Raw genomic sequence first — 25,250 nt, 5'->3', positions numbered from 1 at the left:
CATGGCCGACATCGTGCTGGATAAGGTCAGCAAGAAGTACCCGGACGGCACCGTCGCGGTCCGCGACGTCGACCTCGAGATCGCCGACGGTGAGTTCGTGATCCTGGTCGGGCCGTCGGGCTGCGGCAAGTCGACGATCCTCAACATGATCGCCGGGCTGGAGGACATCAGCTCGGGTGACCTGCGCATCGACGGCGAACGCGTCAACGACAAGGCGCCGCGCGACCGTGACATCGCGATGGTGTTCCAGTCCTACGCCCTGTACCCCAACATGACCGTGCGGGAGAACATGGCGTTTCCGCTGCGGCTGGCGAAGCTCGACAAAGCCACCATCGACGAGAAGGTCAACGACGCGGCCAAGGTACTGGAACTGACCGCTTTGTTGGACCGCAAACCCGCCAACCTGTCCGGTGGGCAGCGGCAGCGGGTCGCGATGGGGCGGGCGATCGTGCGCAATCCCAAGGCGTTCCTCATGGACGAGCCACTGTCCAACCTGGACGCCAAGTTGCGCGTGCAGATGCGCACAGTCGTGTCGCGGCTCCAGCGGCGGCTCGGCACCACCACCGTGTACGTCACCCACGACCAGACCGAGGCGATGACGCTCGGCGACCGGGTCGTCATCGTGCGGGCCGGCGCCATCCAGCAGGTCGGCGAGCCGCAGCAGCTGTACGACCACCCGGCGAACCTGTTCGTGGCCGGGTTCATCGGGTCACCGTCGATGAACTTCCTGCACGCGTCGGTGGCGGATGGCCGCCTGCGTACCGCACTGGGCGACCTGCCGATCGGGTCTCGGGTCCGGGGTCTGCTGTCGGACGCGCCCGAAAACTTGATCATCGGGATCCGGCCGGAGCACTTCGAGGACGCGGCGCTGGTCGACGAGGCGGCGCGGGCGAAGGGCACGGAGTTCGAGGCGCCCGTCGAGCTGGTCGAGTCGATGGGGTCCGACAAGTACGTTTACTTCACGGTGGAAGGGGAGCGCGCCACGTCGGCGGAGTTGGAGGAGTTGGCGGCCGACGCGGGCGCGTCCGACCTGCCGACCGGCGGCGGAGCCAACCTGGTGACGCGGCTGTCGGCGGAGTCGGCGGTGAAGGAGGGCGAGAACTGGCGGGTGTGGGTCAACCTGGAGAAGATCCACCTGTTCGACCCGTCCAACGGGCGCAACCTGACCCTCCACGAAGGCCGGGCAGCCGGCGTGACAGCGGAGTAGCACGCGCGGGGCCGCCCAGGCGGGAGGGCGGCCCCAACGCGAGGGCTCAGTTCGCGCTGGCCAAGCGGTGGCTGCGCGACGACGGGTACGGGATCAGGTTGTCGGCGGGTGAGGTGAGCGGCGACTCGCTCTCCCCGTGCAGGACCCGGCCGTAGCTCAACATCCCATCGACCAGCAGCCGCACGTCCTCGATCGGGCGTACGACGAAACGCAGGAACTGGCTGGTCATGCCGAGCTTGTTGCCGCACTCCCGGACGAAGAGCCCGTGCCGGGTGAGCAGGAAGTCGCGCAGGGCGACCCCGCTCCACCCGACGGGCAGCTTGACCAGCAGGAAGTTGCCCTGCGAGGGGAAGACGGTCAAGCCGGGCACGCGAGACAGCTCGTCGGCCATCTGGTACCGGTCGCGGGAGAGCAGGCGCAGGCTCTCCCGGTACTCGGTGTCGTAGTCCTGGATCATGTGGACGACGGTCTCGGCGAGCGAGTTGAGGTTCCACTTTGGCAGGACCTTGGCGATTTTGCCGGCGATGCCGGGGTTGGCCACCAGGTAGCCGAACCGGATGCCGTGCAGCCCGAAGTTCTTGCCGAGGCTCTTGAGCACCACGACGTTGGGCCGGATCGCCGCGTCGGGGCCGACCGACGGTTGCCGCTCGGCCTCGACGAAGTCGATGAACGACTCGTCCACGACCACGAGGTCCAGGTCGCTGAGCGCGTCGACGAAGCGAAGCACCTCCCGGCGTGGCAGGAACCCGCCGTCCGGGTTGTTCGGGTTGCAGATGACCGCGACCCGGGAGCCGCGGGCGCGGATGAACGCCACGTACTCCTCCAGGTCCAGCGCGTACCCCTCCGACTCCTGCAGCGGATACATGTCCACCCGTTTCCCGGTCTCCAGCGGCTGGTCGGTCCAGCGGCCGAAGGTCGGGATCGGGATCGCGACGCTCTCCTTGATCATCAGGTGGTCGAGCCACGTGATGAGCTCCGTCGAGCCGTTGGCCATCGCCACCGTCTGCGGGTGCAGCCCGAGTACGCTGCACAGCTTGTTGGTGATCGAGCTGGAGTCGCTCGGGTAGTACTTGAGGATCGACTCCAGGTTCTGGGCCAGGTGCGCGAACATCTCCGGTGTGGGGAAGTACGGGTTGCACGGGATGCAGAAGTCGACAAGCGGTGTGCCGTTGTCGCCCATGCTCCTGTTCAGAGCGAACACCGACGGGCTGTGCGCGCCTGTACGAAGCAGTCCCAGATCGACGCTGCCGTGACGCACGGATCCTCCTCAGGTGGGCGATGTCGTGGACCGGTACGGGCGGGTCGATTGGACTGGTTCAAACTCTCACCGAGGTTTAAGGCCGAGCTAAGCCACCTCCGAGGTAAGGGACGAGCCGAGGTGCGCCAGCAGGTCCTGGAGGACGGCGACACCGTCCTGGCTGAGCACCGACTCCGGGTGGAACTGGAGCCCGGCGAACGCCGGCCCGCGCAACCCGTGCACCGCCCCGTCGAGCGGGTCGCGCGCGATCTCGACCCGTCCGTAGGGAGTTTCCACGAATGACGCGAGCGCGAGAGCCGTGAACGTCGAGTAGAACCCGACCCGCCGCCGCGCGCCGAACAGGTCGATCTCACGCTGTAGCCCCTGGTAGGTGGCCTCGCGGCGGTGCAGTGTCAGGCCGAGCAGCCCGCACAGCAACTGGTGGCCGAGGCAGACCGCGAGCAGCGGCTTGCCGCTGTCGAGGCGGTCGGTGACGACGCGCCGCATCGCGGTCATCTTGGGGTCGTCGCGAAGCGTCGGGTCGCCGGGGCCGGGACCGGCGATGACCAGGTCAAAGTCGTCGAGGGGCTCGACAAGGGACCACGGGCACAGCGTCACCGACAGGCCCAGCGCTCGCAGCTGATGCGCCAGCATCCCGGTAAACGTGTCCTCACCGTCCACGATCAACGCCCGCGGCGCCACGGACGCAGGCGAGGACAGGGACGGCGCGCGCTCCTCCAGCCAGAACCGCGCCAGGTGCGCGTTGCGAGCCGCCAGCGCCGCCCGTACCTCCGGGTCCTGCGCCAGGCCCGCACCCGCCGCCTGCGAGCGCGGCGCCGCCGGGCGCAGGCCCAGTGCGGCCAGGACCCCGGCGGCCTTCGCATGCGTCTCGGCCACCTCGCCGGCGGTCGTCGAATGGCGTACCAGGGTGGCGCCCACCGGCACCCGGACCACCCCGTCGGGCGTGAACTCGGCCGTGCGGATCAGGATCGGCGCGTCCAGCGTCTGCCGGCCGGCCTCGTCGTGGCCCAGCAGCGCCAGTACCGCCGCGTAGTACCGCCGGCCGCGCCGCTCGTGGCGTGCGATGACCCGGCACGCGTTTTCGATCGGGCTGCCGGTCACCGTCGGCGCGAACATCGTCTCGCGCAGCACCTCCCGCACGTCCAGCGAGCCCCGCCCGGCCAGCAGGTACTCGGTGTGCGTCAGGTGCGCCATCTCCTTCAGGTACGGGCCGACGACCTGGCCGCCCTGCTCGGCGACGGTGGCCATCATCTTCAGCTCCTCGTCGAGCACCATGTAGAGCTCGTCGATCTCCTTGGGGTCGGCGAGGAACCGCAGCAGCTCGTCGCGGTCGGCCGGCCCGTCGGGGTGGCGGAAGGTGCCGCTGATCGGGTTCATCATCACGAGCCCGTCTTCGACGCTGACGTGCCGTTCGGGCGTCGCGCCGACCATGGTCCGCTCGCCTGTGTGCACCAGGAACGTCCAGTAGGCCCCCTTCTCGCCCACCAGCAGCCGCCGGAACGCGGAAAGGGCCGCGCGCAGGGGATCCGCGACGCGGGCCGTGTACGTGCGGTGGATGACGAAGTTGGCACCCTCCCCGCGCCCGATCTCGTCCCGCAGCACCGTGTCGACGATGCCGCCGTACTCTTCGTCGCCGATGTCGAAGCCGCCGCCCGTCGCGGCCACCGGGTCGGCAGGCAGCGCGGCCAGGGCCGCGTCGAGCCGCACCTCAGCCCGGGAAGAGATGAGCAGGCACTCCAGCGGGGCGCCGTCGTCGACGCACGCGAAGCCGCGCTCCATGACCTGCCGGTACGGGACGAGCGCGAGCGTCCGCGGCCCCGGTGAGCCGGACGGGAGGGGGATATCGGCGAGCCGGTCGACGGTGGTGACGTCGCCCGTGTACACCTCGATGTGGTCCGCGCCTTCGCGGCGCAGCAGCGCGAAAGGGCGTGCGTGCGATTTGGCGACTTGTGCGGCGATCAACTCGGTGATCAGATCCATGTCGTCCATTCCTCGGTGCCGGGGGCCGCTCCGGGCGGACAGCCGGTCCGTCAAAATGAACGGCGGCCGCCTCGCTGGGCGGCCGCGTTGGTAAGTGCTACGCGCGGGTGGGATTGGCCGCCAGTGTGGCGGGCCACCAGGAGTGCAATCGCGCGAGCATGGGCAGCAGCGTAGCAGGCCGCCGATTAGGGTTGCTGGCGATGAACATCCTCGCGCTTGACCTGGGCACGTCGTCGGTACGCGGACTGGTGCTGGACGGCGCGGCCAAGCCGCTGCCGCAAGCTCTCGCGCGGCGGAAGGTCGCGGTCGCCGTCGACGACGACGGCGCGGCGACGATCGACGCGCCGGCCTATCTGGCGGCGCTGGTCGAGTGCCTCGACGAGCTGTCGGCGGCCGGCCGGCTCGACGGGATCGCGCTGGTCGCGGCGTCGTCGCAGTGGCACTCGGTGCTGCCGGTCGACGCCGCGGGCGCGCCGCTGGGCCCGCTGGTGACGTGGCTGGACACCCGGCCGGCGCCGCTGCCCGGTGTCGACGGCCCGGCCGACGCCGACGCGTTCCACCAGCGCACCGGCGCCTGGTGGCATCGCTTCTACTGGAGCGTGAAGCTGCCGTGGCTGCGCGCGATGTCCGGCAGCGCGCCGGCACGCTTCCTGGGCCTGCCCGAGTTCGTGCTGGGCGAGCTGCTCGGTGACGCGCCGATGTCGGTCTCGCAGGCGTCCGGCACGGGGTTGCTCGACATTGGCGCGCTGGCGTGGGACGGCGAGGCGTGCGCGCTGGCCGGCGTTCACCCCGGCGAGCTGCCCGCCCTGGCGCCCAGCGACTGGCAGGGGCGGCTGCGGCCGGAGTACGCGAAACGGTGGCCGGGGCTGCGCGAGGCGGTGTGGGCGCCGCCAACCGGCGACGGCGCGGCGTCGAACGTCGGCTCGGGCTGCGAAGATCCGACCCGGGCCGCGGTCACGGTGGGCACGTCGGCGGCGGTGCGGCTCGTGCAGGCGGCGCCAGCCGGTACGCCGTTGCCGCCGCTGCCGCACGCGCTGTGGCGCTACCGCGTCGACCATGACCGGATCGTGACCGGCACGGCGTACTCGGCGGGCGGCAACCTGTACGAGTGGGCGCGGCGGGAGCTGCGACTGCCCGAGGGCACGGCCCTGGAAGAGGCGCTCGCCGCCGTAGAGCCCGGCCAGGAGGTGCGTGTCGACCCGCGGCTGGGCGGCGACCGGCCACCGGGGCTGGCGCCGGCGGGCAGCGGTGTGCTGGGCGGGATCGGCTTCGCCACCAGCGCCGTCGACATCTTCGCCGGGCTCATGGACGGTGTGTGCCGCATGGTGGCGCGCGACCTCGCGGCGATCGAGTCCACTGTCGACAGTACAGTCGAAGTGGTGCTCGGAGGCGGCGCCGTCGCGGCCTCGCCGTGGTGGCGGCGGGCCTTCGAGATGGCGCTCGCACCGCGGGCCGTGACGCACGTGACCAACCCCGAGGTGGGTGCGACGGGAGCGGCGCTCGTCGCGTTGCACGCATTTCCGCAAATCGTACGGATGGGGGAGGGTGGCTCATCGGGATCGGCAAGATCCGGTGGGCCGCAGCGTCTTTTGTGAGCTTGGTATATATCCTTCGTGAGCTCGACCCCGGGTCCGGCGTTGACAGTGGGCGGTCGGCTGATTGGATGGACTGGCTCTCCGGGGACTCCAGCGGCCGGCGGATGTAAGGGGGAGGCGTGGTAGGTGCTGCCCCGGAACCGACCGACCGGACGGTTCCGAATCATCGCCGAAAGTTGGATGTCCGGGTTATCCCGCATCGTCGGCGTTCGCGCGTGCATGTACGCGATTGGCGTATGCGCACGAAACTCGCCACGGTGCTGGTGATCCCGTCGCTGGCCTTCATGGTCGTCGCGGGCGTGCAGACGTTCTCGCTGATCGGCCAGGCGACCGTGCTCGACGAGTTCGCCGACGAGGTCGCGGTCGGCCAGCAGATCACCACGCTGGTGCACGACCTGCAGACCGAGCGTGACCGCACGGCCGGCGACCTGGCCGCGCTGGCGGCCAACAAGTCGACCACCCCTCAGGTCGAGGCGGATCTCCAGCAGTACCAGGAGGTTTCCGACCGGTCGGCCGCCGAGTTCCGCTCCGCCGCCGAGCCGCTCGCCGGTGGCGCCGCCGCCTGGCGCACGTCGTACAACCGGGCCACCGACGCGCTCGACGACCTCGGCACGCTGCGCGGTTCGGTGTCCAGCGGCGCGGTGAGCACACAGACCGTGTTCGACACCTACACGCGCGGCATCGACGCGCTGCTCACGCTGCTCGCCCAGCCCACTCCCGGTGTCGAGCGGCCCGAGCTCAACGAGATCGTGGTGCGGTACGTCGAGCTGTCCCGCATCAAGGAGGTCAGCTCCCAGCTGCGCGCCAAGCTCTTCGCGGCCGCCAGCGCCGGCCGGTACGGCCCCACCGACCAGGTCGAGCTCACCGACCTGCGGGCCCAGCAGCTCGCCGCGGTCGCCGACTTCCAGGCTGCGGCCACCGACGCCCAACTCGAGCGGTACGACCAGGCGGCACGGGACCCCAAGTTCGCCGCCGCGGTGGCGATGGAGCAGACCACCATCCCCAGCGGCACCGGCGGCGCGGCGGTGCTCGACCCGTTCCGCTGGTGGTCGCTCAGCGAAGACCGGCACGACCTGCTGCGCGAGGTCGAGCGCGATGTGCTCGGCGACGCTGTCGACGAGGCCAGCTCGCGCAGCGGCGCCCAGCTGCGCACCACCATCCTGGTCGCGGGCGCGGTGCTGTTCGTACTGGTCATCGCCCTGCTCATCTCGGTCGCCATCGGCCGTTCGATCGCCCGGTCGCTGCGGGTACTGCGCGGGCACGCCCTCCAGGTCGCCCAGCAGGAGCTGCCCGACGCGCTGGAACGGCTGCGCGCCGTCAACGCCGGCGTGCCCACCATCGAGGTGTCGCCATCGGCGGTCCGCTCGATGGACGAGGTCGGCGAGGTGTCGGAGGCGTTCGTCGCCGTACACCGCAGCGCCGTCAACCTGGCCATCGAGCAGGCCGCCATGCGGCGCAACGTCAACGCCATGTTCGTCAACCTGGCCCGCCGCAGCCAGGTACTGGTCGAAAGGCAGCTCGAACTCCTCGACGAGCTGGAGAAGAGCGAGGTCGACCCCGACCAGCTCGCCAACCTGTTCAAGCTCGACCACCTCGCCGCGCGCATGCGACGCAACGACGAGAGCCTGCTGGTGCTCGCCGGCACCGAGGCGCGCCGCCGGTGGAACGAGCCCGTCGCGCTCTCCACGGTCGTGCTCGCCGCCGCCGCGGAGATCGAGGAGTACACGAGGGTCCGGCAGGACGCCTTCGACCAGGTGTGGGTCGTCGGCCACGCCGTCGGCGACCTCGTGCACTTGCTCGCCGAGCTGCTGGAAAACGCCACGCACTTCTCACCGCCGTTCGTGCCGGTGCACATCACGGCACAGTCCGCACCCGGGCGCAGCGCGGTCATCGAGATCACCGACGAGGGTCTCGGCATGACCGACAAGGCGATCCGCGAGGCCAACGCGCTGCTCGCCGAGCCGCCGGCCGCCGACGTGGCGGCGTCCGAGCGCATGGGCCACTTCGTGGTCAGCCACTTGGCCGCGCGGCACGGCATTCGAGTACAGCTCAGCGCGGGAGCCAATCGAGGGCTGGTGGCGACGGTACGGCTCGCGCCCGCCCTGCTGGCACCCGCGCCGCCGCCGCGCGAGCTGCCGGAGCCGGCCGCCCGGCCGATGCTGACCGCCGTGGCGGCGGCCGTGCCCGACTCGGTGAGCCGGGAACTTCGCTTGAACGTGGCCCCAGCGGTGATCGGGGCCGGATCGTTGGTCGGTGCCGGTGCTGGGGGCAGCACTGGTTCTAGCGGCGCGGGTGGCGCCGCGGCTCTGTCCGCCGCGCGGCGGACCCAACCGACCCGCGCGGAAGACGTGCTCAAGTCGGCCGGCGCCACCGCGTCCGCCACCGGCAGCACGTGGTGGTCGGGGGAGCCACCGACCGGCGCCGAGCCCGAACTCGGCTCCACACCGCCACCGGCGACCCCGGTCACCGGCGGCGTCATGGCCAGCGGCCTGCCAGCGCGGGTACCGATGGCACAACTTCCCGACCAGGCCGACACTCCGGCGCCGCCAGCACCCCAGGGGCTGCCGGAGCCGGACCCGGAGGCGGTCGGGAGCATGCTCGCCAGGTTCTACGGGGGAGTGCGTAGGGCGGAGGCCGAGGATACGACCGACACCGCCGCGAGGCTCGTCGCGGGGCACGTGAACCAGGAGGCACGATGAGTGAGCTCAGTCAAGACGCGCGAGATCTGAGCTGGCTGGTCAGCGCGTTCGCCGACCGTACGCCAGGCGTGGCGCACGCGATCGTGGTCTCCTCCGATGGGTTGCTCGTCGCCGTTTCCGGCCACCTGCCGCGCGGCCACGCCGACAAGCTGGCCGCCGTGACGTCCGGCCTGATGAGCATCACCATGGGCGCCGCGCAGATGTTCGACAACGACGTGGTCAAGCAGACCGTGGTCGAGCTCGGGCGCGGGTACTTCCTGGTGATGGCCATCCGCGACGGTTCGATCCTGGCGACGCTGGCGGCGGGCGACGCCGACATCGGCGTGGTGGGATACGAGATGGCGCGGCTGGCCAAGCAGGCCGGCGAGATGTTGACCCCCGCTCTCCGCGCCGAGCTACAGGGCGCCCTGCCCCGTTAGGTCGCCGCTAGGTCGACAGGAGTGGGTTCAGGGCCAGGGTCAGTTCGAACCTGGCCTCCTGATCCAGCGAGTCCTCGGTGAACTCGTTGATCTGTTCGAGGAGTTCGGCGGCCTCGCGACGCAGGTCGTCGGGGTCGCGGCCGAGGGTCTGGCGCAGGTCGTCGACGCCGTCGCGCAGGTCGTCTGCCGCGTCGTCTTCGACCCGGCCGGCGGCGATCGCGGCTTCCAGGGTCTCGTCGACCAGGGCCACCACCTGGGCCGGTGACGTCTGCGTCGGCTCTGGCGCGGCGGTGCCCGGGCGGGCGGGGCCGGTGGCGCGCGGCCGGCCCGCGGCGCCGGGGTCCTGAGGCGGCACGAACGACGCTATCGCCGCCGCTGTCAGGCCGCCGGCCAGGAGCAGGCCGGTGAGCAGCATCAGCGAGGGCCGCAGGCGGCGGCGCCGGGGTGCGACCACGGCGCCCGGGCGAGGCGGCGGGGCAGACGAGGGAACCGCGCGGGCTATGGCGGTGCGCGGCCCGGCAGACGGCGCCCGACCGCCGCCGGGATAGCGGGCGTCACCGGAGAACGAGTCGCTGGGCGCCGCCGCTGCCCGGGCCACGCCCCGCTGGTACGTCGGGCCGGCGGGACGGCGGATGTCGACGGAGCGGCGTTCCTTGGCCGGTGTGGCGGCCGCCTCGAGCGCGTCGGCGACCTGTTGGGCACGCGGGCGGCGGCCAGGGTCGCGCGACAGGCAGGCGAGGCTCAGGGCCGCCACCGCGGGCGGGAGATCGGGCACGGTGGGCGGGGCGAACGTGGGCCCCATCCGGTGGGCGGCTTCGGCCTCGTCCCAGGTGACCACCGGCAGCGGCGGTTCGCCGGTCAGCGCCTCGTACAGCAGGGCGCCGAGGGCGTACACGTCGGCGGCGGGGTCGGGCGGGCCGGCGGTGAGCCGCTCCGGCGCGGCGTACGCGGGCGTGCCGACCAGCCACGCGCCGTCGACGTCGGGGCGGGTGCCGGAGAACGCGGCGATGCCGAAGTCGAGCACCTTCGCGCCGGTGTCGGTCAGCATGACGTTGCCGGGTTTGACGTCTCGGTGAACGACACCCATCCGGTGTGCGGCGGCGAGGCCGGACGCGACCTGGGCGGCCATCCGCACGGCGTCGGGCCAGGGCAGCGGGCCCTGGGTGAGCCGGTCGGCGAGATTCTGCCCTTCGAGCAGCTCCATCACCAGGAACGGCACGATGGCGCCGTTACGCAGCGTTTCCTCACCGTAGTCGTAGACCTGGGTGACGTGCGGGTGGGTGAGCTTCGCCGTGGCTCTTGCCTCGCGCCACGTGGCGGCCATCAGATCGGGGTCGTCTTCGAAGGTCGCGGTGAGCGCCTTGACCGCCACCGGCCGGTCGAGCACCTGGTCGATGGCCAGCCAGACCTCGGACATCCCGCCGACGCCGATCTGTTCGACGATGTCGTACCGGTCGTGCAAGAGCAGCCCGGGCGCGAACGTCATGCCGCTAAGTGTGTCCGACGTTCAGAGCATCGCCAACTGTGCCTCAAGGCGCTCGCTCAGCCACGCCTCGTAACTGTCGCGCTCGGGGCCGTCCCAACCACGGGTCGCTCCTTCGATCGCCATGATTACGTAGAGGTACGTGGTGTAGAGGTTGAGGCGCCGCCGCACGCTGCTGGTCAGGGCGAACGGCGCTCCGCTGCCTTCGGCGTACCCGGCGAGCAGCTCGGGCGCGTCGGCCAGATCGCGAAAGAGGGCCAGCGATACGAACTCGGCCACCGGGTCACCGAAAAATGCCCGTTCGCCGTCGATCAGACCGGTGACCCGGCCGTTGGAGTCGACGAAGACGTTGCCGTCCCACAGGTCGAAGTGGACCAACGCGGGACGGTCCACATCGTCCAGTACGTCGGCGTGGCGGCGCAGCAGCTCGCCGATCCGCTCGGGCGCGGCGGGCAGCGGCTTGCCCAGGCGTGACGCGTCGGCCAACAGGTCGTCGACCATCGCGCCGAACGCCGCCCGCCACGATCGCTGCCAACTGTTGCTGCCGCGCAACGGGTACCCGTACCCGGGACCGGTGATGGCATGCAGGCGGGCGGTGATCGCGGCGACCTCCGCGCGCGCCACCGCGATCTGGGCGGCCGTCAGGCCGTCTTTGCTGGTGTGCAGGTCGGCGCCCGGCACTAGGCTGAGGAAGGCGTAGTCGCTGCCGATGAGCGTGCGGTCGAAGTCGGCGAACACCACCTCGGGCACGGGGATGCCGGCGACCGCGGCGCGGCGGTAGAAGTCGGCCTCGGTGCGCATGAGGTCGACCTCGTGGGTGAGCAGGTCGAGCCCGGGCGGCGGTGCGACCTTGAGCACCAGCGGGCGCCCGTCGACGGCGACCGAGTACGCGGCGTTGTAGGTGCCGTTGGTGAGCTCGCGCCATTCGTCCAGGGCCGCGGTGGAGCCGAAGCCACGCCGCACCAGCGCGACCAGCTCGTCCTCGGTGATCTGGCGTTTGGTCAGGCTCTGCAAGCGGTCCTCCAAAGAAACATGGGGGCGCGCGACGCGCGCCCCCATGAAAGATAAGGTCAGACCGCGTTTTCCGCGATCACTCGCTGGTACCAGCGGGCGCTGCGCTTGAGGATGCGCTGCTGGGTGGCGTAGTCGACGTAGATGAGCCCCCAGCGCTCCTCGTAACCCTGGTCCCACTCGAAGTTGTCGAGCAGCGACCAGACGTGGTAGCTCTCCAGCGGCACGCCGTCGCCGATCGCCCGGTGCGCGGCGGCGAAGTGGTCGCGCAGGAACGCGACCCGCTCGACGTCGTCGATGTCGTTTTCCGGCCCGAGCACATCGGGGCAGGGCAGGCCGTTTTCGGTGACGGTGAGCGGGATCGGGCCGTAGTCGCGGTGCACCCGGGTGAGGATGTCGTACATGCCCTCGGGGTAGATCTGCTGCCAGAACGCCTTGGTGGTGGCGTGCCGCTGCTCGGTGCTGCCGTCGCCCTTGACGTAGATCGGCGTGTAGTACTGCACGGCGAGCAGGTCGACCGGGGTGTTGATGATCTCCAGGTCACCGTCCTGGATGGACTTCGCGAACGGGCTGTCGGGCCCCTGGGCGGCGAGCACGTCGGCGGGGTAGTGGCCGCGCAGGGCGGAGTCGAGGTAGAGCCGGTTCTCGTACCCGTCGTAGAGTCGCGTGGCGGCGAGCGCCTCGGGGCTGTCGTCGGCCGGGTAGCAGGGGTGCAGGTTGAACGCCGGCCCGATCCGGATGTTGCTGTTCATGCCGCGCAGCCGCTGCACCGCGAGGCCGTGCGCGAGCTGGAGGTGGTGCGCGACCTGGTAGGCCGTGGGCTCGTCGGGGATGCCGGGCGCGTGGTGGGCCTGGATGTACCCGTTCTGGACGACCGTCTTGGGCTCGTTGATGGTCAGCCATACCGGCACGGCGTCGCCGAGGGCCGCGTAGACGGCCTCGGCGTAGTCGGCGAACCGGTACGCCGTCGCACGCGATGCCCAGCCGCCCTTGTCCTGCAGCGCCTGTGGCGTGTCCCAGTGGAAGAGCGTCGCCATCGGCTCGATGCCGCGCTCGTGCAGCCCATCCACCAGGCGGCGGTAGAAGTCGAGACCGCGCTGGTTGGGCTCGCCGGTGCCGTCTGCCTGGATGCGCGGCCAGGAGATCGAGAACCGGTACGAGCGCAACCCGAGGTCGCGCATCAGGTCCAGGTCTTGCGGGTACCGGTGGTAGTGGTCGACGGCGATGTCACCGGTGTCGCCGTTGCGGGTCTTGCCCGGCGTGTGACTGAAGGTGTCCCACACCGACTCACCGCGGCCGTCGTCCTTTGTGGCGCCCTCGATCTGGTACGCGGACGTGGCTGCTCCCCAGCCGAATCCTTCCGGAAACGCCAAACCGAGCCGGGCATCCGGCTCGGGTCCTGGGAAGTGCTGGTCGGTCCGGGTGGAGTCGGCGCCATCGGCGGGGCTGGCCTCGTGGGCGGCGCCGTTCGACGCGGGCGCCGGTAACACACCGGACGCGGACTGCACGGCGGGGCGGTCATCGTGCCGCCTGGTGGGTACGGACATCTTCGGGTCTCCTCGGTGGTGTTCCCATCCCCATGGTCTGGGAGCGCTCCCAAGGCTAACCCGGATCGTGGCAGATGGAAATGGGGTGATCGGGTAGCGATGCGCCCGGTGCTCCGGTTACATCGCTGGCCGGCTGGCCGCTGAGGGCGGCGTGCACCGGCCCTGGCGCGCGCGGCGGCGGCGCCGTGCGTCAGGGTGGAACTAAAGAGGTGGCAGATGTCGGTCGGCGCTGACCGACCAGGGTGGCTGTCTGGTGGTCGGTGGCGAGAGGTAAGGCACGTCCGATTGCCGATAATGCCGACTCGGTCGACCGGTTAAGCGCAGTCGACCGATTCCCCTCCTTTATGAGGGGCTTAGCGTGGGGACGGGGAGGGCAACCCCCGTCCCCACCATCGTTACAAACATGGCGTCTGAGGAATCTGCCTCCTCGACACACATGTCGCGCGGGAGCCGGGCCACGCGAGTGGCTCTGGTTCCACCTCCTCTCGACCGGGGGGTGAGACGCTGGCGGCGGAGTCCGGGCTGGCCCGCCGTCAGCTCTGCGGCTGAGATGGCTGGGGACTGGACCGTCGGTGTCGGTACAGTCCCATGTACTTGCATTGACATCAATGGAAGCGCTCCCATCGACGTTGGTGAGGACTGTAGTCCGCGTCACGGGTTTGTGAAAGACCCAAAACAAGATCGAAACAACACGCCAACCCTTGTGAAACTCCACTGTGCCGCTAGATCGCAGGTCAGGGCACGTCTGTCGATGTCACGAGGGACGGGAAAAAGCCGTCTCTTGCTGCGGGAGCGCTCCCATGCAAGACTGTCGAACACCGCGCAAGGGAGCCAAACAACTGCGCGAGCGGCGGGCCGCCGAGGGCATCCCCATCGGGAACGGCGCCCAAATGTGAACGGCGTGCGTCGTTCGCCACCCGGTCCGGGACGGGCTGCCCCACGTAACCAGCGCCTTCCGCCCTACGCGCCGCTCTCACCATCGCGTAGAAGGTGCCCCGCCGAGGCCCCACGGGCTCGGCCAGGTCCGCGAGGAGACACCCCACGATGAAGCTCACCGCAAGAAAACGCCGAGTGGCCATGGTGGCCGCTGGCGCGTTGGTCGCGGGCGGGATGGTCGGCATACCAGTCGGCATGGCCTACGCCGCGACCTCCTGCGACGTTGTCTATACGACCAACGACTGGAGTACCGGCTTCACCGCGAACGTGACGATCAAGAACGTCGGTGACCCGCTCACGAGCTGGAGGCTGGGCTTTACGTTCCCGGGCAACCAGCGCATCACGCAAGGATGGTCGGCCACCTGGAGCCAGGCCGCCGGCAGCAACCAGGTCACCGCCACGAACCTGTCGTGGAACGGCAACCTCGCCACCGGCGCGCAGACGTCGATCGGTTTCAACGCCTCGTACTCCGGCACCAACGCCAAGCCGACGGCATTCACGATCAACGGTGTCACGTGCAACGGGGCGGCCAACACCGCGCCGACCGTCAACATCACCAGCCCTGCCGACAACGCGAACTTCACCGCGCCGGCCAACGTCAACCTCGCGGCCACCGCGACGGATGCCGAGGGCCCGATCGCGCGCGTCGAGTTCTACCGCAACGGCATGCTGATCAACACCGACAGCGCGGCGCCGTACGAGTACATGATGAACGGCCTGCCCGCCGGTTCGTACACCGCACAGGCTCGGGCGTATGACAGCGCCGGCCTCACCGGCACCGACGAGGTCGCGTTCACCGTCACCGGCACCAGTACCAACAGCGTCGTCACGCCGCCGACCCTGACGGTGGCCGAGGGCAGCAGCTCCGCCCTGAACGTCAAGCTGAGCGCCGCGCCGACCGGCAACGTGACCGTCAACCTCGCCAAGACCGGCGACGCCGACGTCACCCTCGGCGCCCCCAGCGCGACGATCACGCCCCAGAACTGGAGCACGGGCGTCAACGTCCCGGTGAACGCGGCGCAGGACGCCGACGCCACCAACGACACGGCGTCCATCACCGCCAGCGCCACCAACTACACGCCGTCGGTCACCGCGGTGACGGTCCAGGACGACGAGAACACCCAGGGGCCGGGCCAGTACGGCGAGGAGTTCCTGGAGCTGTACAACAAGATCAAGGCACCGGCCAGCGGCTACTTCAGCCCCGAGGGCATCCCGTACCACTCCGTCGAGACGCTGCTCGCTGAGGCGCCCGACCACGGTCACGAGACCACCTCCGAGGCGTTCAGCTACTGGCTGTCGCTGGAGGCGATGTACGGCCGTGCCACCGAGAACTGGGCGCCCTTCAACAACGCCTGGGCGGTCATGGAGCGCTACATCATCCCGACCGAGACGCAGGGTGGCTACAACCCGAACGACCCGGCCGACTACGCGCCCGAGGCAAACCAGCCCAGCCTGTACCCCCAGCAGGGCGGCAAGCTCGACTCGACGGTCCCCGTCGGCCAGGACCCGCTCTACAACGAGCTGACCCAGACCTACGGCAGCAACCGCGTGTACGGCATGCACTGGCTGCTCGACGTCGACAACGTGTACGGCTTCGGCAAGTGCGGCGACCGCACGACCCGCCCGGCGTACATCAACACCTACCAGCGCGGCCCGCAGGAGTCGGTCTTCGAGACCGTGCCGCACCCCTCCTGCGAGACGTTCAACTTCGGCCGCACGGGCAACGGCGGGTACCTGCCGATCTTCCTCGGTGACTCGTCCTACACCCAGCAGTGGCGCTACACCAACGCCCCCGACGCCGACGCGCGCGCCATCCAGGCCGCGTACTGGGCGCTGAAGTGGGCCAAGGAGCAGGGCCAGCAGTCGGCCATCGCGCCGACCATCCAGAAGGCCGCCCAGATGGGCGACTACCTGCGGTACGCGATGTACGACAAGTACTACAAGAACCCTGGCTGCGCCTCGCCGACCTGCGCCGCGGGCACCGGCAAGAGCAGCTCCGCGTACCTTCTCTCCTGGTACTACGCCTGGGGCGGCCCGCAGGGCAGCAGCAACTGGGCGTGGCGCATCGGCTCCAGCCACAACCACGGCGGCTACCAGAACCCGTTCGCGGCCTGGGCGCTGTCGACCACACCGGAGCTGATCCCGCGGTCCGCGTCGGCGCAGGGTGACTGGGCGACCAGCCTCAACCGGCAGATCCAGTTCTACACCTGGCTGCAGTCGGCCGACGGCGCGATCGCCGGTGGCGCGACCAACAGCTGGAACGGCGACTACAGCGCCCGCCCGGCCGGCCGCCCGACCTTCTACGGCATGGTGTACGACGACAAGCCCGTCTACCACGACCCGCCGTCGAACCAGTGGTTCGGCTTCCAGGCGTGGAGCATGGAGCGCGTCGCCGAGTACTACCACGAGACCGGCAACGCGCAGGCCAAGGCGCTGCTCGACAAGTGGGTCGCGTGGGCCATCGCCAACACCACGGTCAGCGGGTCGAACTACCAGATCCCGTCGACGCTGAGCTGGAGCGGTATGCCGGGTGGCAACTGGACCAGCAGCACCACGTCGGTCAACAACGCCAACCTGCGCGTCACGGTCGTCGACCGTACCCAGGACGTCGGTGTCGCCGGCGCGTACGCCCGGACGCTGATCTACTACGGCGCGAAGTCCGGCAACACCCAGGCCCAGGCCACCGCGAAGGGGCTGCTCGACGCGCTCCTGCTCCACAAGGATGCCAAGGGCGTGTCGGTGCCGGAGACCAAGGCCGACTACAACCGCTTCGACGACGCCTACAACGCCAGCACCGGCCAGGGCCTGTACATCCCGCCGGGCTACTCGGGCGTCATGCCGAACGGTGACCCGATCAACTCCAACAGCACCTTCCTCAGCATCCGCTCGTTCCTGCGGAACGACGCGGACTGGCCGAAGGTGCAGGCGTACCTGAACGGCGGCGCCGTACCAACGTTCAACTACCACCGGTTCTGGGCGCAGGTGGACGTCGCCATGGCACTGCACGACTACGACCGGCTGATCGGGGACTGACTCCGATGAGCCGCCCCGGGATGAGGGGTCTCTCCTTCCCCCTCATCCCGGAGCCCCAATAGACAGTCCGATTCCCACGGTCGGGCTGGCTAGCGGCCTGATTCCCACGGTCAGGCCAACCAGTGGTGGGCCGGCCGGATTGGCCAACGCAGCGGTCCGGTCGGCCCACCACCCCCTACAAGACCTCCGGGCGGGTGCACCACGGTGCACCCGCCCGGCTCCATTGCGGCGCGCCCTGCGCGCTTTCCGCGCGGCGCGCTGAGCGCGTTTTCCGCGCGGCGCGCTGATTTCCGTCGATCAAGGGCGAATGCACGTGGTTGGATCTCTTTTCCGCGTGTGTTCGCCCTCAGGCCGGCCCGGCACGGCGTGTCGCCACGCCGCTTCCGTCGATCAAGGGCGAACGCACGCGCTTGGATCTCTTTTCGCGTGTATTTGCCCTTGATCGTTGCGAATGCCCTTGATCGGCGGGCGCCGCGCGCCCGCGGCGGCGGAGGCTGTTCGCCGTTCCGCTGCGGCTTGCGGCGGCGGACGCGGTCCGTTGTTCCGGCGCGCTCGCGGCGGCGCTGTTCGTTGTTCCGCTGCGGCTCGCGGGTGCGGACGCTGCGCCTTCTGCCCCGTCGGGCGCGCGGTCAGCGGCGGTAGCAGCGCCACGAGAAGGGATCGCGCCGGTTCGAGGTCTCGGCGAAGGCGCCGCGACCGTACGTGGCCAGGCACGCCGCGGACATGTCGACGACCTCCGGTGAGCGGTTCCAGCGCTGGCACCACCAGTTCCCGTCGCCGTTCTCGCCCGGCTTCGCCCAGGCCTCGTCGCGCTGGCAGTAGCCGCCGACCAGCTGCCACAACCCGTCACCGGACTGCGGCCCCAGCACGGTCAGCACGGCGGCGGTCGAGGTGGACGGGCGCGGGGCCGCCGTCGTCGGCGAGGCGGTGGCGCGCTTGCGCGGCGCCTGCGTGGTCCGGCTGGGGGAGGGCTTCGGCGTCGCGGACGGCGACGGCGCCGCCGTGGGCGTGGTCAAATCGGGCGTCGCGCCGGGTGCACTGCTCGCGACCGCCACCGGCTCAGCCGAGTTCCACGTGAGTCCGGTACCCGACACGAACGGCACCGAGCAGAGCAGTACCACGACACCGAGCCCGATCGCGGCGGCCAACCAGGCGTAGTCGCGCACCATCCGTGGGAGCCGGACTCGGGTCACCGGACGATCGGACGGTGCGGTGACGTCGTCGGGCACGGGCGCGGGCCTCCTTCAGGCGATCAAGCGGACCGGCCGCCACTCTAGTCACTGCCGTTCCACCCCGGGCCGCCCGACCGGCTGGAAGGACAGAGACTCACGGCGCTCTCCCGCGAACGTGAAATTGGGGGTACCGTGATGAGTGGAGAGGCCGCTTCCCCCGTGGCGGCCTCTCCCGCTATCTACGGCGCCGTATCGCGTTTGATCGAGGGCGCGTACCGTCCTCCGTCCTGCTTCCTGCGCAGAGCAAGCGCCCTCGTTCGTCCGCCGGCCTCGGGCCGGCGAAGCGCCCGCCTTGCCCGCCTCGGTCGCCGCGCAGCCGCCGCCGATCAAGGGCATTCGCAACGATCAAGGGCAAATACACGCGGAAATGCGATCGAACCACGTGCATTCGCCCTTGATCGGCGTGCAGGGCGTGGCGACACGCCGTGCCGGGCCGGCCTGGGGGTGGACGCGCGCGGAGAAGAGATCCAATCACGTGCATTCGCCCTTGATCGGCGGCGCCCGCGAGCGGGGCGGCGCGGCGCGGTGTGGGGTGTGCGCGGTGCGGGGGTGTGCGCAGTGCGTGGTGCGGTGCGCGGCGCGTGGGTGCGCGCGGCGCCCCCGCGCGGCGGGCGCGGGGTGGGTGCGGCGAGCGGGCGCCCGCGCTGGCGTGGGGTGCGGCGGGCGGGCGCCGGCGCTGGCGGGCGGGGTGGGTGGGGGTGTGGGGGTTTAGGGTGGATGGCGTTTTGTGCCGTCGCTAGAGCGGGAGAGACGTCCTGGCCGAGCCATCAGCCGCTGCCCGGCTGCCCTCGCTGACCGGATTGCGGTTCGCTGCCGCACTCGGCGTGTTCGGCCTGCACGCGTACTCGTTTGTGCCGCTGGTCGACCCGGCCGGCCGCTGGACCGCGAAGCTGCTCTTCGACGCCGGTGACCTGGGCGTCTCGTTCTTCTTTGTGCTGTCGGGCTTCGTGCTGACCTGGTCAGTCGGGCGGCGCGGGCCGCTGCGGTTTTGGCAGGGCAGGGTGGCGAGGGTCTATCCGGCGCATCTGGTGGCGATGGCGCTCGCGGTCGGCTCGCTGGTGGTGACCGACCGGATACCGCCGGTGTTCTGGGAGCCGCTGTTTGCCGGTGCCGCGCTGGTCAACGCCTGGTACACCAAGGATTTTTACTACCTTGGCATCAACCCCGTGGCCTGGTCTCTGTCGTGCGAGATGTTCTTCTACCTGTGCTTCCCGCTGCTGCACGCGGGACTGCGCCGGCTGCGCCCCGCTGGCCTGTACGCGATCGGCGCCGCCATCATCGTCGCCGCCTGGCTGATGCCCGTGCTCGCGACGGCGGCCGTGTCGCCGGACCGCGAGCGCTGGTTCGTGTACATCTTCCCGGTGACCCGGATGACCGAGTTCGTACTGGGTATCGTGCTGGCCCGCCTGGTGATGGCCGGCGCGTGGCGCGGACCGGGGCTGCGCCTGGCGATGCTGCTCTTCGCCGCCAACTACCTCACCGTCGGTCTGATGCCGGCGCAGATCCGCGACACCGCCGCCACGATCGTCGGGACGGCGCTGCTCATTCCGGCCGCCGCGCTGGCCGACCTGAGCGGGGCGCGGTCGTTCTGGCGGCACAAGGTCGCGGTGCACCTGGGCGAGATCTCGTACGCGTTCTTCCTGGTGCACCTGACCGTCATCGTGACCGCCGTGGAACTGTTTGAACTGCGCGGGCCCTGGCGGGCGTGGCCGGCGGTCGGGCTGACCGCCGGCCTGCTGCTCACGTCCTACGTGCTGGCGTGGCTGCTGCACCGCTTTGTCGAGGTGCCCGGCATGCGCCTGCTCAGCCCGCGCCGCCGCGCGCCAGCGGCAGCGTCACCCGGCTGACGCCGAGTGTCACGTCGACTTCGGTGCCGGCCCGGTAGCGCAGCGTGTAGTCGCGGTCGGTCGAGATCAGTACGATGCCGAGCCGGTGACCGGCGGGGAAGACGTGATCCTGCGGCTGCATGCCCCACTCGAACGTGTACTGCTTGCCGGGCGTGATCGGCTCACTGCGCCAGATCGACTTGCGGTTGCGCACGTCGAGCCAGCCGCGGCTGACGATCTGGTACGGCGTCACCGCGGTGTTGTGCACGTACCGCTCGAAGCAGCCCGGGTCGCCGGGGATGCTCGGGCCGAGGCAGTCGACCTCGCCGGTGGGGCGGCTGCCGAACACGCGCTCGCCATCGCCAAAGTCGACGAGCAGCGCGGTCAGGTACGGCGAGCGCCCGTCGAGGCCGGCCCGCACGCTGAGCTCGGGGGTGCCGGACAGGTGCAGCGGCGCCGCCAGCGGCTCGGTCAGGAACGCCAGCCGGTTGGTGCCGGAGGGGTCTTCGACCAGCTCCTCGGCGGTGCGGCTGGGCGCGTCGACGAACGTGGCCGCCTGCCCGATGCCGGCCGGTTTGCGGGTCAGCGCGTCCGGCCCCAGGAAGTACGACGCCGGCTTGCTGCCCGGTACCGGCCAGGTGCGGTAGGTCTGCCACTGGTTCGGCACGAGCTCGACGTCGGCCATCGGCTCGGACATGACGCCGTTCCGCACGCGGTACAGCCAGTAGTCGAACCACCGGTGCAGGGTCTCGACCCACTCCGCGCGCCGGAAGTAGAACGGGGTGGTGTGCCCGCCCTGGTGCAGCCAGATCTTGCGCGGCACGCCGTTCGCCGCGAGGGCGTCCCACCACTGCCCGAAGTGCTGCGTCTTGACGTTCCAGTCGTTGAGGCCGTGCACGAGCAGCACGCTGGCCTTCACCTTGTGCGCGTCGGGCAGGTAGTCGCGCTCGCGCCAGAACCGGCTGTAGTCGCCGGTCTCCCGGTCCTGCTCGCGCTCCAGGTCGGCCATGACGCCGGCGCACACCTCCGGGTTCTGCCTGGTCAGCACCGCCTTGGCGAGGATGTCGGTGTCTTCGCCCTGGAAGCCACCGGGTGCCACCACACCACCGTTGGCGCGGTAGTAGTCGTACCAGGAAGAGATGGCCGCGATGGGCACGATGGTCGTAAGGCCTCGCACGCCGGTGGAGGCGACCGCGTTGGGCAGCGTGCCGTTGTACGACGCGCCGGTCATACCGACGCGGCCGCTGGACCACCGGGCGGCCGCCGGCCGCCCGTCTTCGTCGAAGCCGCGCGCCCGGCCGGTCAGCCAGTCGACGACGGCCTTCATGCCGAGGGTCTCGTTGCGCCCGCCGGAGGTGGGGCAGCCGTCGGAGCCGCCGCTGCCCACGCTGTCGGCGACGACGACCGCGTATCCCCGGGGCACGAAGTAGTTGTCGAGGTACCCGTAGAAGAGGATGTCTTCCTCGGACCGGGTGCTCGACCGCCGCGCGGAGGCGCCCGGGTCGTCGCGGTCGATGTCGTCGTGGTTGGGCACGTTGTGGATGCCCGCCCAGTAGGGGCTCGGCTCGAAGATCGTGGGCACCTTCAGGCGCCCCTCGGTCTCCTTGGGCCGGATGATCCGCGCCTCGACCCGGTCACGCCGCCCGTCGAAGTCGCTGTCGACCTCTGTCTCGATGAAGACCCGCTCGCGGATCGCCTGTGCGTAGTCGAACACCGGCTGCGTGACGCCTCCGCTGATCACCACGCCCGCCGCCTGTGCCGGTGTGGCCGGCGCCGCCACGACGAGTGCCGTGCCCACAAGTGCAGCGCACATTAACCGTCGCACAACGAAACCTCCCCATCCGTCGATGTGCCCCGAGGCTATCGCCCGAGTGTGACGGCGGGGGCACAATGACGGTATGAACGAGTCGTTCACCGATGAGGAGTTCGCCTTCCTCCGTCATGTGCGGTTCGGCGAGTTGCCGGAGCGGATCAGGCCGGAAGACGTCGTGCCGATGACCGAGACCGATCCTCGCCGCGACCGCCCCGAGCCCGACCCGTACCCCGATCAGGTGCTGCCGAGCGCTGGCTGAGGGTTACGGCAGGGCGGGCACCTGGCGGGCGCCGCTGATCACCTTGTCGATGAAGCCGTAGCGCACGCCCTCTTCGGCGGTGAACCACCGGTCGCGGTCGGCGTCTTCGACGATCTGCTCGTACGTCTGGCCGGTGTGGCGGGCGATCATCTCCAGCAGCATCCGCTTCGTGTACACCATCTGCTCGGCCTGGATGGCGATGTCGGCTGCCGTGCCGCCCATGCCGCCCGAGGGCTGGTGCATGATGATTCGCGCGTGCGGCAGCGCGTAGCGCTTGCCGGGCGTGCCGGCGCAGAGCAGGAACTGGCCCATCGAGCCAGCCATGCCCATGGCCACAGTGGACACGTCATTGCCGATGAACTGCATGGTGTCGTAAATGGCCATGCCCGCGTACACCGAGCCGCCCGGCGAGTTGATCCAGAGGCTGATGTCGCGCTCGGGGTCTTCGGCGGCGAGCAGCAGGAGCTGCGCGCACAGGCGGTTGGCCACCTCGTCCGTGACCTCGCTGCCGAGGAAGACGATGCGCTCCTTGAGCAGCCTGTTGTAGACAGAGTCGTCGAGGGATGCGGCCGCTGAGGCACCGCCGCGGGCGTGGGTCGTCATGTCTGTGACGCTAGCGCCGCGCGTACCGCAAAGTCTCACGCGTTCGCTGTCAGCGCACCTCAGTCAGCCAGGCGATGGTTGGCCTCCGCGGCGCCCTCCGCGTCGCCCACCTCCTCGCAGACGCCGGCGGCGTCCTGCCAGCGCTCGCGGGCGCGGGTCGGGTGGTCCATGGCCAACTCCGCGTCGCCGAGGTGGAGAAGGGTACGGCCGAGCGCGGCGTCCGGGCGGCGCTGAGTGCGCAGCCGCAGGGCCTCGGTGAGCAGCTCGCGGGCCGGCTCGCCGCGCGGCGGGTCGGTGTTGACCATGGCCGCCCCGGCGTTCAGCAGGGCCGCGGCCCGCCCCGCCGGGTCGTCGATCACCTCGTACACCTCCAGTGCCGCCGCCCACGCGTGCGCGGCGTCCAGGTGCTCGCCGAGCCGCCACTGCGCGAGCACCAGGTTGGTCAGCGCGGCCGCGTACCCGCGCCGGTCGCCGGCCGCCTCGAAGGCGTTCGCCGCCTGCACGAGGTGGTGACGGGCCTTGGAGGGCTCGCCGCGGGCCAGGTAGGCGGCGCCGAGCCCGAGATGGGTCAGCGCCTGGCCGGCGCGGTCGCCAGGGGAGCGGTGCTCGCGCGCGCGGTGCAGGTGCTCGATCGCCGTGTCGACCTCGCCCTGGTCGAGCAGGGCCAAGGCGAGATTCGTGCGGGCCTGCGCCTGCCCGCGCCGGCCGCGTTCGGTGACAGCCAGCGTGAGTACCGCGGCCGCGCCGTGCGGGTCGCCCCGACGGCGCCGGATCACGCCGAGCTCGTTGTGCGCCCAGCCGGCGACGGCGCTCCGATCGCCGCCGAGCCGGGTTCCCAGGGCCGCCTGGCACACCTGCTCCCACTCGTCGGTGCGGTTCTCCGCCGCGTACCAGGCGCACAGCGCCACCGCGAGCCGGAACCACCATCGGCGTACCCGGCGCGGCAACGGGTCCACAATGGTCGCAGGACCGTCCGGTGAGGCGGTGACAAGAGCACGCAACAGGTCGTGGTGCAGGACGAGCCACTCCGCGTCCTGCCGCTCGGCTTGGCGGGCCAGGTGCCGCATCAGCCGCGCGTACGCCCAGATCCGCCGCCGCGCCGGCTCGTCGTGGCGCAGATGCAGGCGGGCGTACCCGGACAGCAGCGGCCGGACCTCGTACCGCCCGCCCTCGGCCGCGCTGACGAACCCGCCGTTGGCCAGCTCCTCCAGTGCCTGGTCGGGATTGCGGCGCAGGGCGGCGATGGCGGGCCGGTCGAGCGGCCCGGGTGCCAGTGACAGCAGCCGGAACAGGCGGCGGGCCGGCCCGCTGAGCGCCCGGTACGCGATGTCGCGCTCGGCGAGCAGCGGCAGCGCCTCGGCGTGCGGCACCTTCTGGTGCGCCGGGGCGGTGACGACGTGCCGCAGCGTCGCCAGTACCTCTTCGGCGCGCCAGCCGCGGTGCCCGATCTGCTGCCCGAGGGCGCGGATCGCGTGCGGCTGCCGGCCACACAGCTCGACAAGGTCCTTTGTGGACGGCTCGGACGGTGCGGTGCGGCGCCCGGCGGCGGCGCGCGCGTCGGCGAGCAGCCGGACCGCGTCGGTGCGGTCGGGCTCGCCCAGCCACCGCACGGCAACACCGTCGACAGTGGACAGGCTGGGCGCGCCTGCCATCAGCAGCCGGGCCTGTGGCGCGGGCGGCAGCAGGTGGCGCACCTGAAGGGGATCGGCGACGTTGTCCAGTACCAGAAGCACCTTGCGCTCGCCGAGCCGGGCGCGTAGCTCGGCACCGGTCGCGGCGAGGTCGGCCGCGCGGGGTGAGCGCGGCGGGCGGGCGCCGAGCTTGCGCGCGACCGCCGCCAGCACCTGCCGGGGTCGCATCGGCCGGCCGTAGGCGCGCAGGTCCAGGTACATCTGCCCGTCGGGGAAGCGGTCCCGCACCGTGTTGGCGGCCTGTACCGCGCACGCCGACGTGCCGACGCCGCGCCGCCCCACGAGAGCGACCGCGTGCTCGGACTCCAGCGCCTCGCGCGCCCATTCGACGTCGGCGTCCCGCCCCGCGAACCCGTACGTGTACGGCAGGTCGGTGGGCACGCCGGCGCGCTGGCGCGGCACCGGGGGCGGCGGGTCCTCCCACTCGGCGGCGCGGCGCTTGCGGAACTCCAGTGCCAGCAGCACGATCGCGGCGACCGCCGCGAGCCCGCCGGCCACCAGCCACGTGACCGGGCCGAGGTTGCTGCCCACCGCGTCGGCGATGAGGTCGGTGGCGATACCGCCGCTGAGCGAGCCGATGACGACGGCGGCGGCGCTGACGCGTTGCCACCGAGGCGCGGGCTCTCGCGTCACCGTCGCGCCCCCTTCGCGAAAGCCG

The 25,250-nt window shown here is 70.9% G+C and carries 16 protein-coding genes; 7 read left to right on the top strand and 9 right to left on the bottom strand.

Annotated elements, in window-relative coordinates:
• Position 1: 1 nt before the first annotated feature.
• Positions 2-1,207, top strand: a complete 1,206-nt coding sequence (locus tag QMG73_RS20970) for an ABC transporter ATP-binding protein (protein WP_281898163.1) — start codon at positions 2-4, stop codon at positions 1,205-1,207.
• 46 nt (positions 1,208-1,253) lie between these two features.
• On the opposite strand, the gene QMG73_RS20965 is transcribed toward QMG73_RS20970, so the two are convergent.
• Together QMG73_RS20965 and QMG73_RS20960 are read right to left on the bottom strand one after the other, a co-directional pair.
• The gene (locus QMG73_RS20965; protein WP_281898161.1) at positions 1,254-2,465 is read right to left on the bottom strand and encodes a pyridoxal phosphate-dependent aminotransferase; all 1,212 of its coding nucleotides are present in this window, start codon (positions 2,463-2,465) and stop codon (positions 1,254-1,256) included.
• A gap of 87 nt (positions 2,466-2,552) precedes the next feature.
• Positions 2,553-4,445: a chorismate-binding protein gene (locus tag QMG73_RS20960; protein WP_281898160.1), complete on the bottom strand. Its 1,893-nt coding sequence runs from the start codon at positions 4,443-4,445 to the stop codon at positions 2,553-2,555.
• 200 nt (positions 4,446-4,645) lie between these two features.
• On the opposite strand from QMG73_RS20960, the gene QMG73_RS20955 reads away from it, so the two are divergent.
• The 3 genes from QMG73_RS20955 to QMG73_RS20945 all read left to right on the top strand — a co-directional run bounded on the left by QMG73_RS20955 (position 4,646) and on the right by QMG73_RS20945 (position 9,158).
• Complete coding sequence (locus tag QMG73_RS20955; protein WP_281898159.1) at positions 4,646-6,040, top strand: FGGY family carbohydrate kinase; 1,395 nt, start codon at positions 4,646-4,648, stop codon at positions 6,038-6,040.
• Positions 6,041-6,276: 236 nt separating this feature from the next.
• A complete protein-coding gene (locus QMG73_RS20950; RefSeq protein WP_281898157.1) occupies positions 6,277-8,739 on the top strand; it encodes a sensor histidine kinase in 2,463 nt (820 codons plus the stop codon).
• Positions 8,736-9,158, top strand: coding sequence for a roadblock/LC7 domain-containing protein (locus tag QMG73_RS20945; RefSeq protein WP_265253267.1), 423 nt, complete (start codon positions 8,736-8,738; stop codon positions 9,156-9,158). Before QMG73_RS20950 ends, QMG73_RS20945 begins: the two co-directional genes overlap by 4 nt.
• A gap of 7 nt (positions 9,159-9,165) precedes the next feature.
• On the opposite strand, the gene QMG73_RS20940 is transcribed toward QMG73_RS20945, so the two are convergent.
• The 3 genes from QMG73_RS20940 to QMG73_RS20930 are packed head-to-tail and all read right to left on the bottom strand — an operon-like array spanning position 9,166 to position 13,199.
• The gene (locus tag QMG73_RS20940; RefSeq protein ID WP_281898153.1) at positions 9,166-10,644 is read right to left on the bottom strand and encodes a serine/threonine-protein kinase; all 1,479 of its coding nucleotides are present in this window, start codon (positions 10,642-10,644) and stop codon (positions 9,166-9,168) included.
• A 21-nt stretch (positions 10,645-10,665) separates the two neighbouring features.
• On the bottom strand, positions 10,666-11,655 hold the full coding sequence (locus QMG73_RS20935; RefSeq protein ID WP_281898151.1) for a phosphotransferase family protein: 990 nt from the start codon (positions 11,653-11,655) through the stop codon (positions 10,666-10,668).
• Positions 11,656-11,711: 56 nt separating this feature from the next.
• Entirely contained in the window at positions 11,712-13,199 is a 1,488-nt protein-coding gene (locus QMG73_RS20930) for a GH1 family beta-glucosidase (protein ID WP_281898149.1), read from the bottom strand.
• Between the two features lie 1,044 nt (positions 13,200-14,243).
• On the opposite strand from QMG73_RS20930, the gene QMG73_RS20925 reads away from it, so the two are divergent.
• Positions 14,244-17,168: a glycoside hydrolase family 48 protein gene (locus tag QMG73_RS20925; RefSeq protein ID WP_281898147.1), complete on the top strand. Its 2,925-nt coding sequence runs from the start codon at positions 14,244-14,246 to the stop codon at positions 17,166-17,168.
• 629 nt (positions 17,169-17,797) lie between these two features.
• Here the strand turns inward: QMG73_RS20925 and QMG73_RS20920 are convergent.
• Positions 17,798-18,397, bottom strand: a complete 600-nt coding sequence (locus QMG73_RS20920) for a hypothetical protein (RefSeq protein WP_281898145.1) — start codon at positions 18,395-18,397, stop codon at positions 17,798-17,800.
• Between the two features lie 803 nt (positions 18,398-19,200).
• Here QMG73_RS20920 and QMG73_RS20915 point away from each other — a divergent pair.
• Complete coding sequence (locus tag QMG73_RS20915) at positions 19,201-20,247, top strand: acyltransferase family protein (RefSeq protein WP_407676831.1); 1,047 nt, start codon at positions 19,201-19,203, stop codon at positions 20,245-20,247.
• Here QMG73_RS20915 and QMG73_RS20910 read toward each other — a convergent pair.
• Entirely contained in the window at positions 20,204-22,024 is a 1,821-nt protein-coding gene (locus QMG73_RS20910) for a Xaa-Pro dipeptidyl-peptidase (RefSeq protein ID WP_281898143.1), read from the bottom strand. The two genes, QMG73_RS20915 and QMG73_RS20910, sit on opposite strands and share 44 nt — an antisense overlap.
• A gap of 100 nt (positions 22,025-22,124) precedes the next feature.
• Between QMG73_RS20910 and QMG73_RS20905 the strand changes: the two genes are divergently transcribed.
• Positions 22,125-22,298, top strand: coding sequence for a hypothetical protein (locus tag QMG73_RS20905; protein WP_281898141.1), 174 nt, complete (start codon positions 22,125-22,127; stop codon positions 22,296-22,298).
• A 3-nt stretch (positions 22,299-22,301) separates the two neighbouring features.
• Here QMG73_RS20905 and QMG73_RS20900 read toward each other — a convergent pair whose 3' ends face one another.
• Positions 22,302-22,901: a ClpP family protease gene (locus QMG73_RS20900; protein ID WP_281898139.1), complete on the bottom strand. Its 600-nt coding sequence runs from the start codon at positions 22,899-22,901 to the stop codon at positions 22,302-22,304.
• 59 nt (positions 22,902-22,960) lie between these two features.
• A complete protein-coding gene (locus QMG73_RS20895; RefSeq protein ID WP_281898137.1) occupies positions 22,961-25,225 on the bottom strand; it encodes a tetratricopeptide repeat protein in 2,265 nt (754 codons plus the stop codon).
• Positions 25,226-25,250: the final 25 nt, after the last annotated feature.

Origin of the sequence: Phytohabitans aurantiacus (genome assembly GCF_027923225.1) — a bacterium.
Classification (GTDB): domain Bacteria; phylum Actinomycetota; class Actinomycetes; order Mycobacteriales; family Micromonosporaceae; genus Phytohabitans; species Phytohabitans aurantiacus.
This window is presented reverse-complemented; position numbering and strand designations above follow the sequence as displayed.

What these genes read in the sequence shown, in the direction of transcription:
- QMG73_RS20970 (WP_281898163.1), top strand. Translation starts at nt 2, where the DNA reads ATGGCCGACATCGTGCTGGATAAGGTCAGCAAGAAGTACCCGGACGGC.
- QMG73_RS20960 (WP_281898160.1), bottom strand. Translation starts at nt 4,445, where the DNA reads ATGGATCTGATCACCGAGTTGATCGCCGCACAAGTCGCCAAATCGCAC.
- QMG73_RS20955 (WP_281898159.1), top strand. Translation starts at nt 4,646, where the DNA reads ATGAACATCCTCGCGCTTGACCTGGGCACGTCGTCGGTACGCGGACTG.
- QMG73_RS20950 (WP_281898157.1), top strand. Translation starts at nt 6,277, where the DNA reads ATGCGCACGAAACTCGCCACGGTGCTGGTGATCCCGTCGCTGGCCTTC.
- QMG73_RS20945 (WP_265253267.1), top strand. Translation starts at nt 8,736, where the DNA reads ATGAGTGAGCTCAGTCAAGACGCGCGAGATCTGAGCTGGCTGGTCAGC.
- QMG73_RS20940 (WP_281898153.1), bottom strand. Translation starts at nt 10,644, where the DNA reads ATGACGTTCGCGCCCGGGCTGCTCTTGCACGACCGGTACGACATCGTC.
- QMG73_RS20930 (WP_281898149.1), bottom strand. Translation starts at nt 13,199, where the DNA reads ATGTCCGTACCCACCAGGCGGCACGATGACCGCCCCGCCGTGCAGTCC.
- QMG73_RS20925 (WP_281898147.1), top strand. Translation starts at nt 14,244, where the DNA reads ATGAAGCTCACCGCAAGAAAACGCCGAGTGGCCATGGTGGCCGCTGGC.
- QMG73_RS20905 (WP_281898141.1), top strand. Translation starts at nt 22,125, where the DNA reads ATGAACGAGTCGTTCACCGATGAGGAGTTCGCCTTCCTCCGTCATGTG.
- QMG73_RS20900 (WP_281898139.1), bottom strand. Translation starts at nt 22,901, where the DNA reads ATGACGACCCACGCCCGCGGCGGTGCCTCAGCGGCCGCATCCCTCGAC.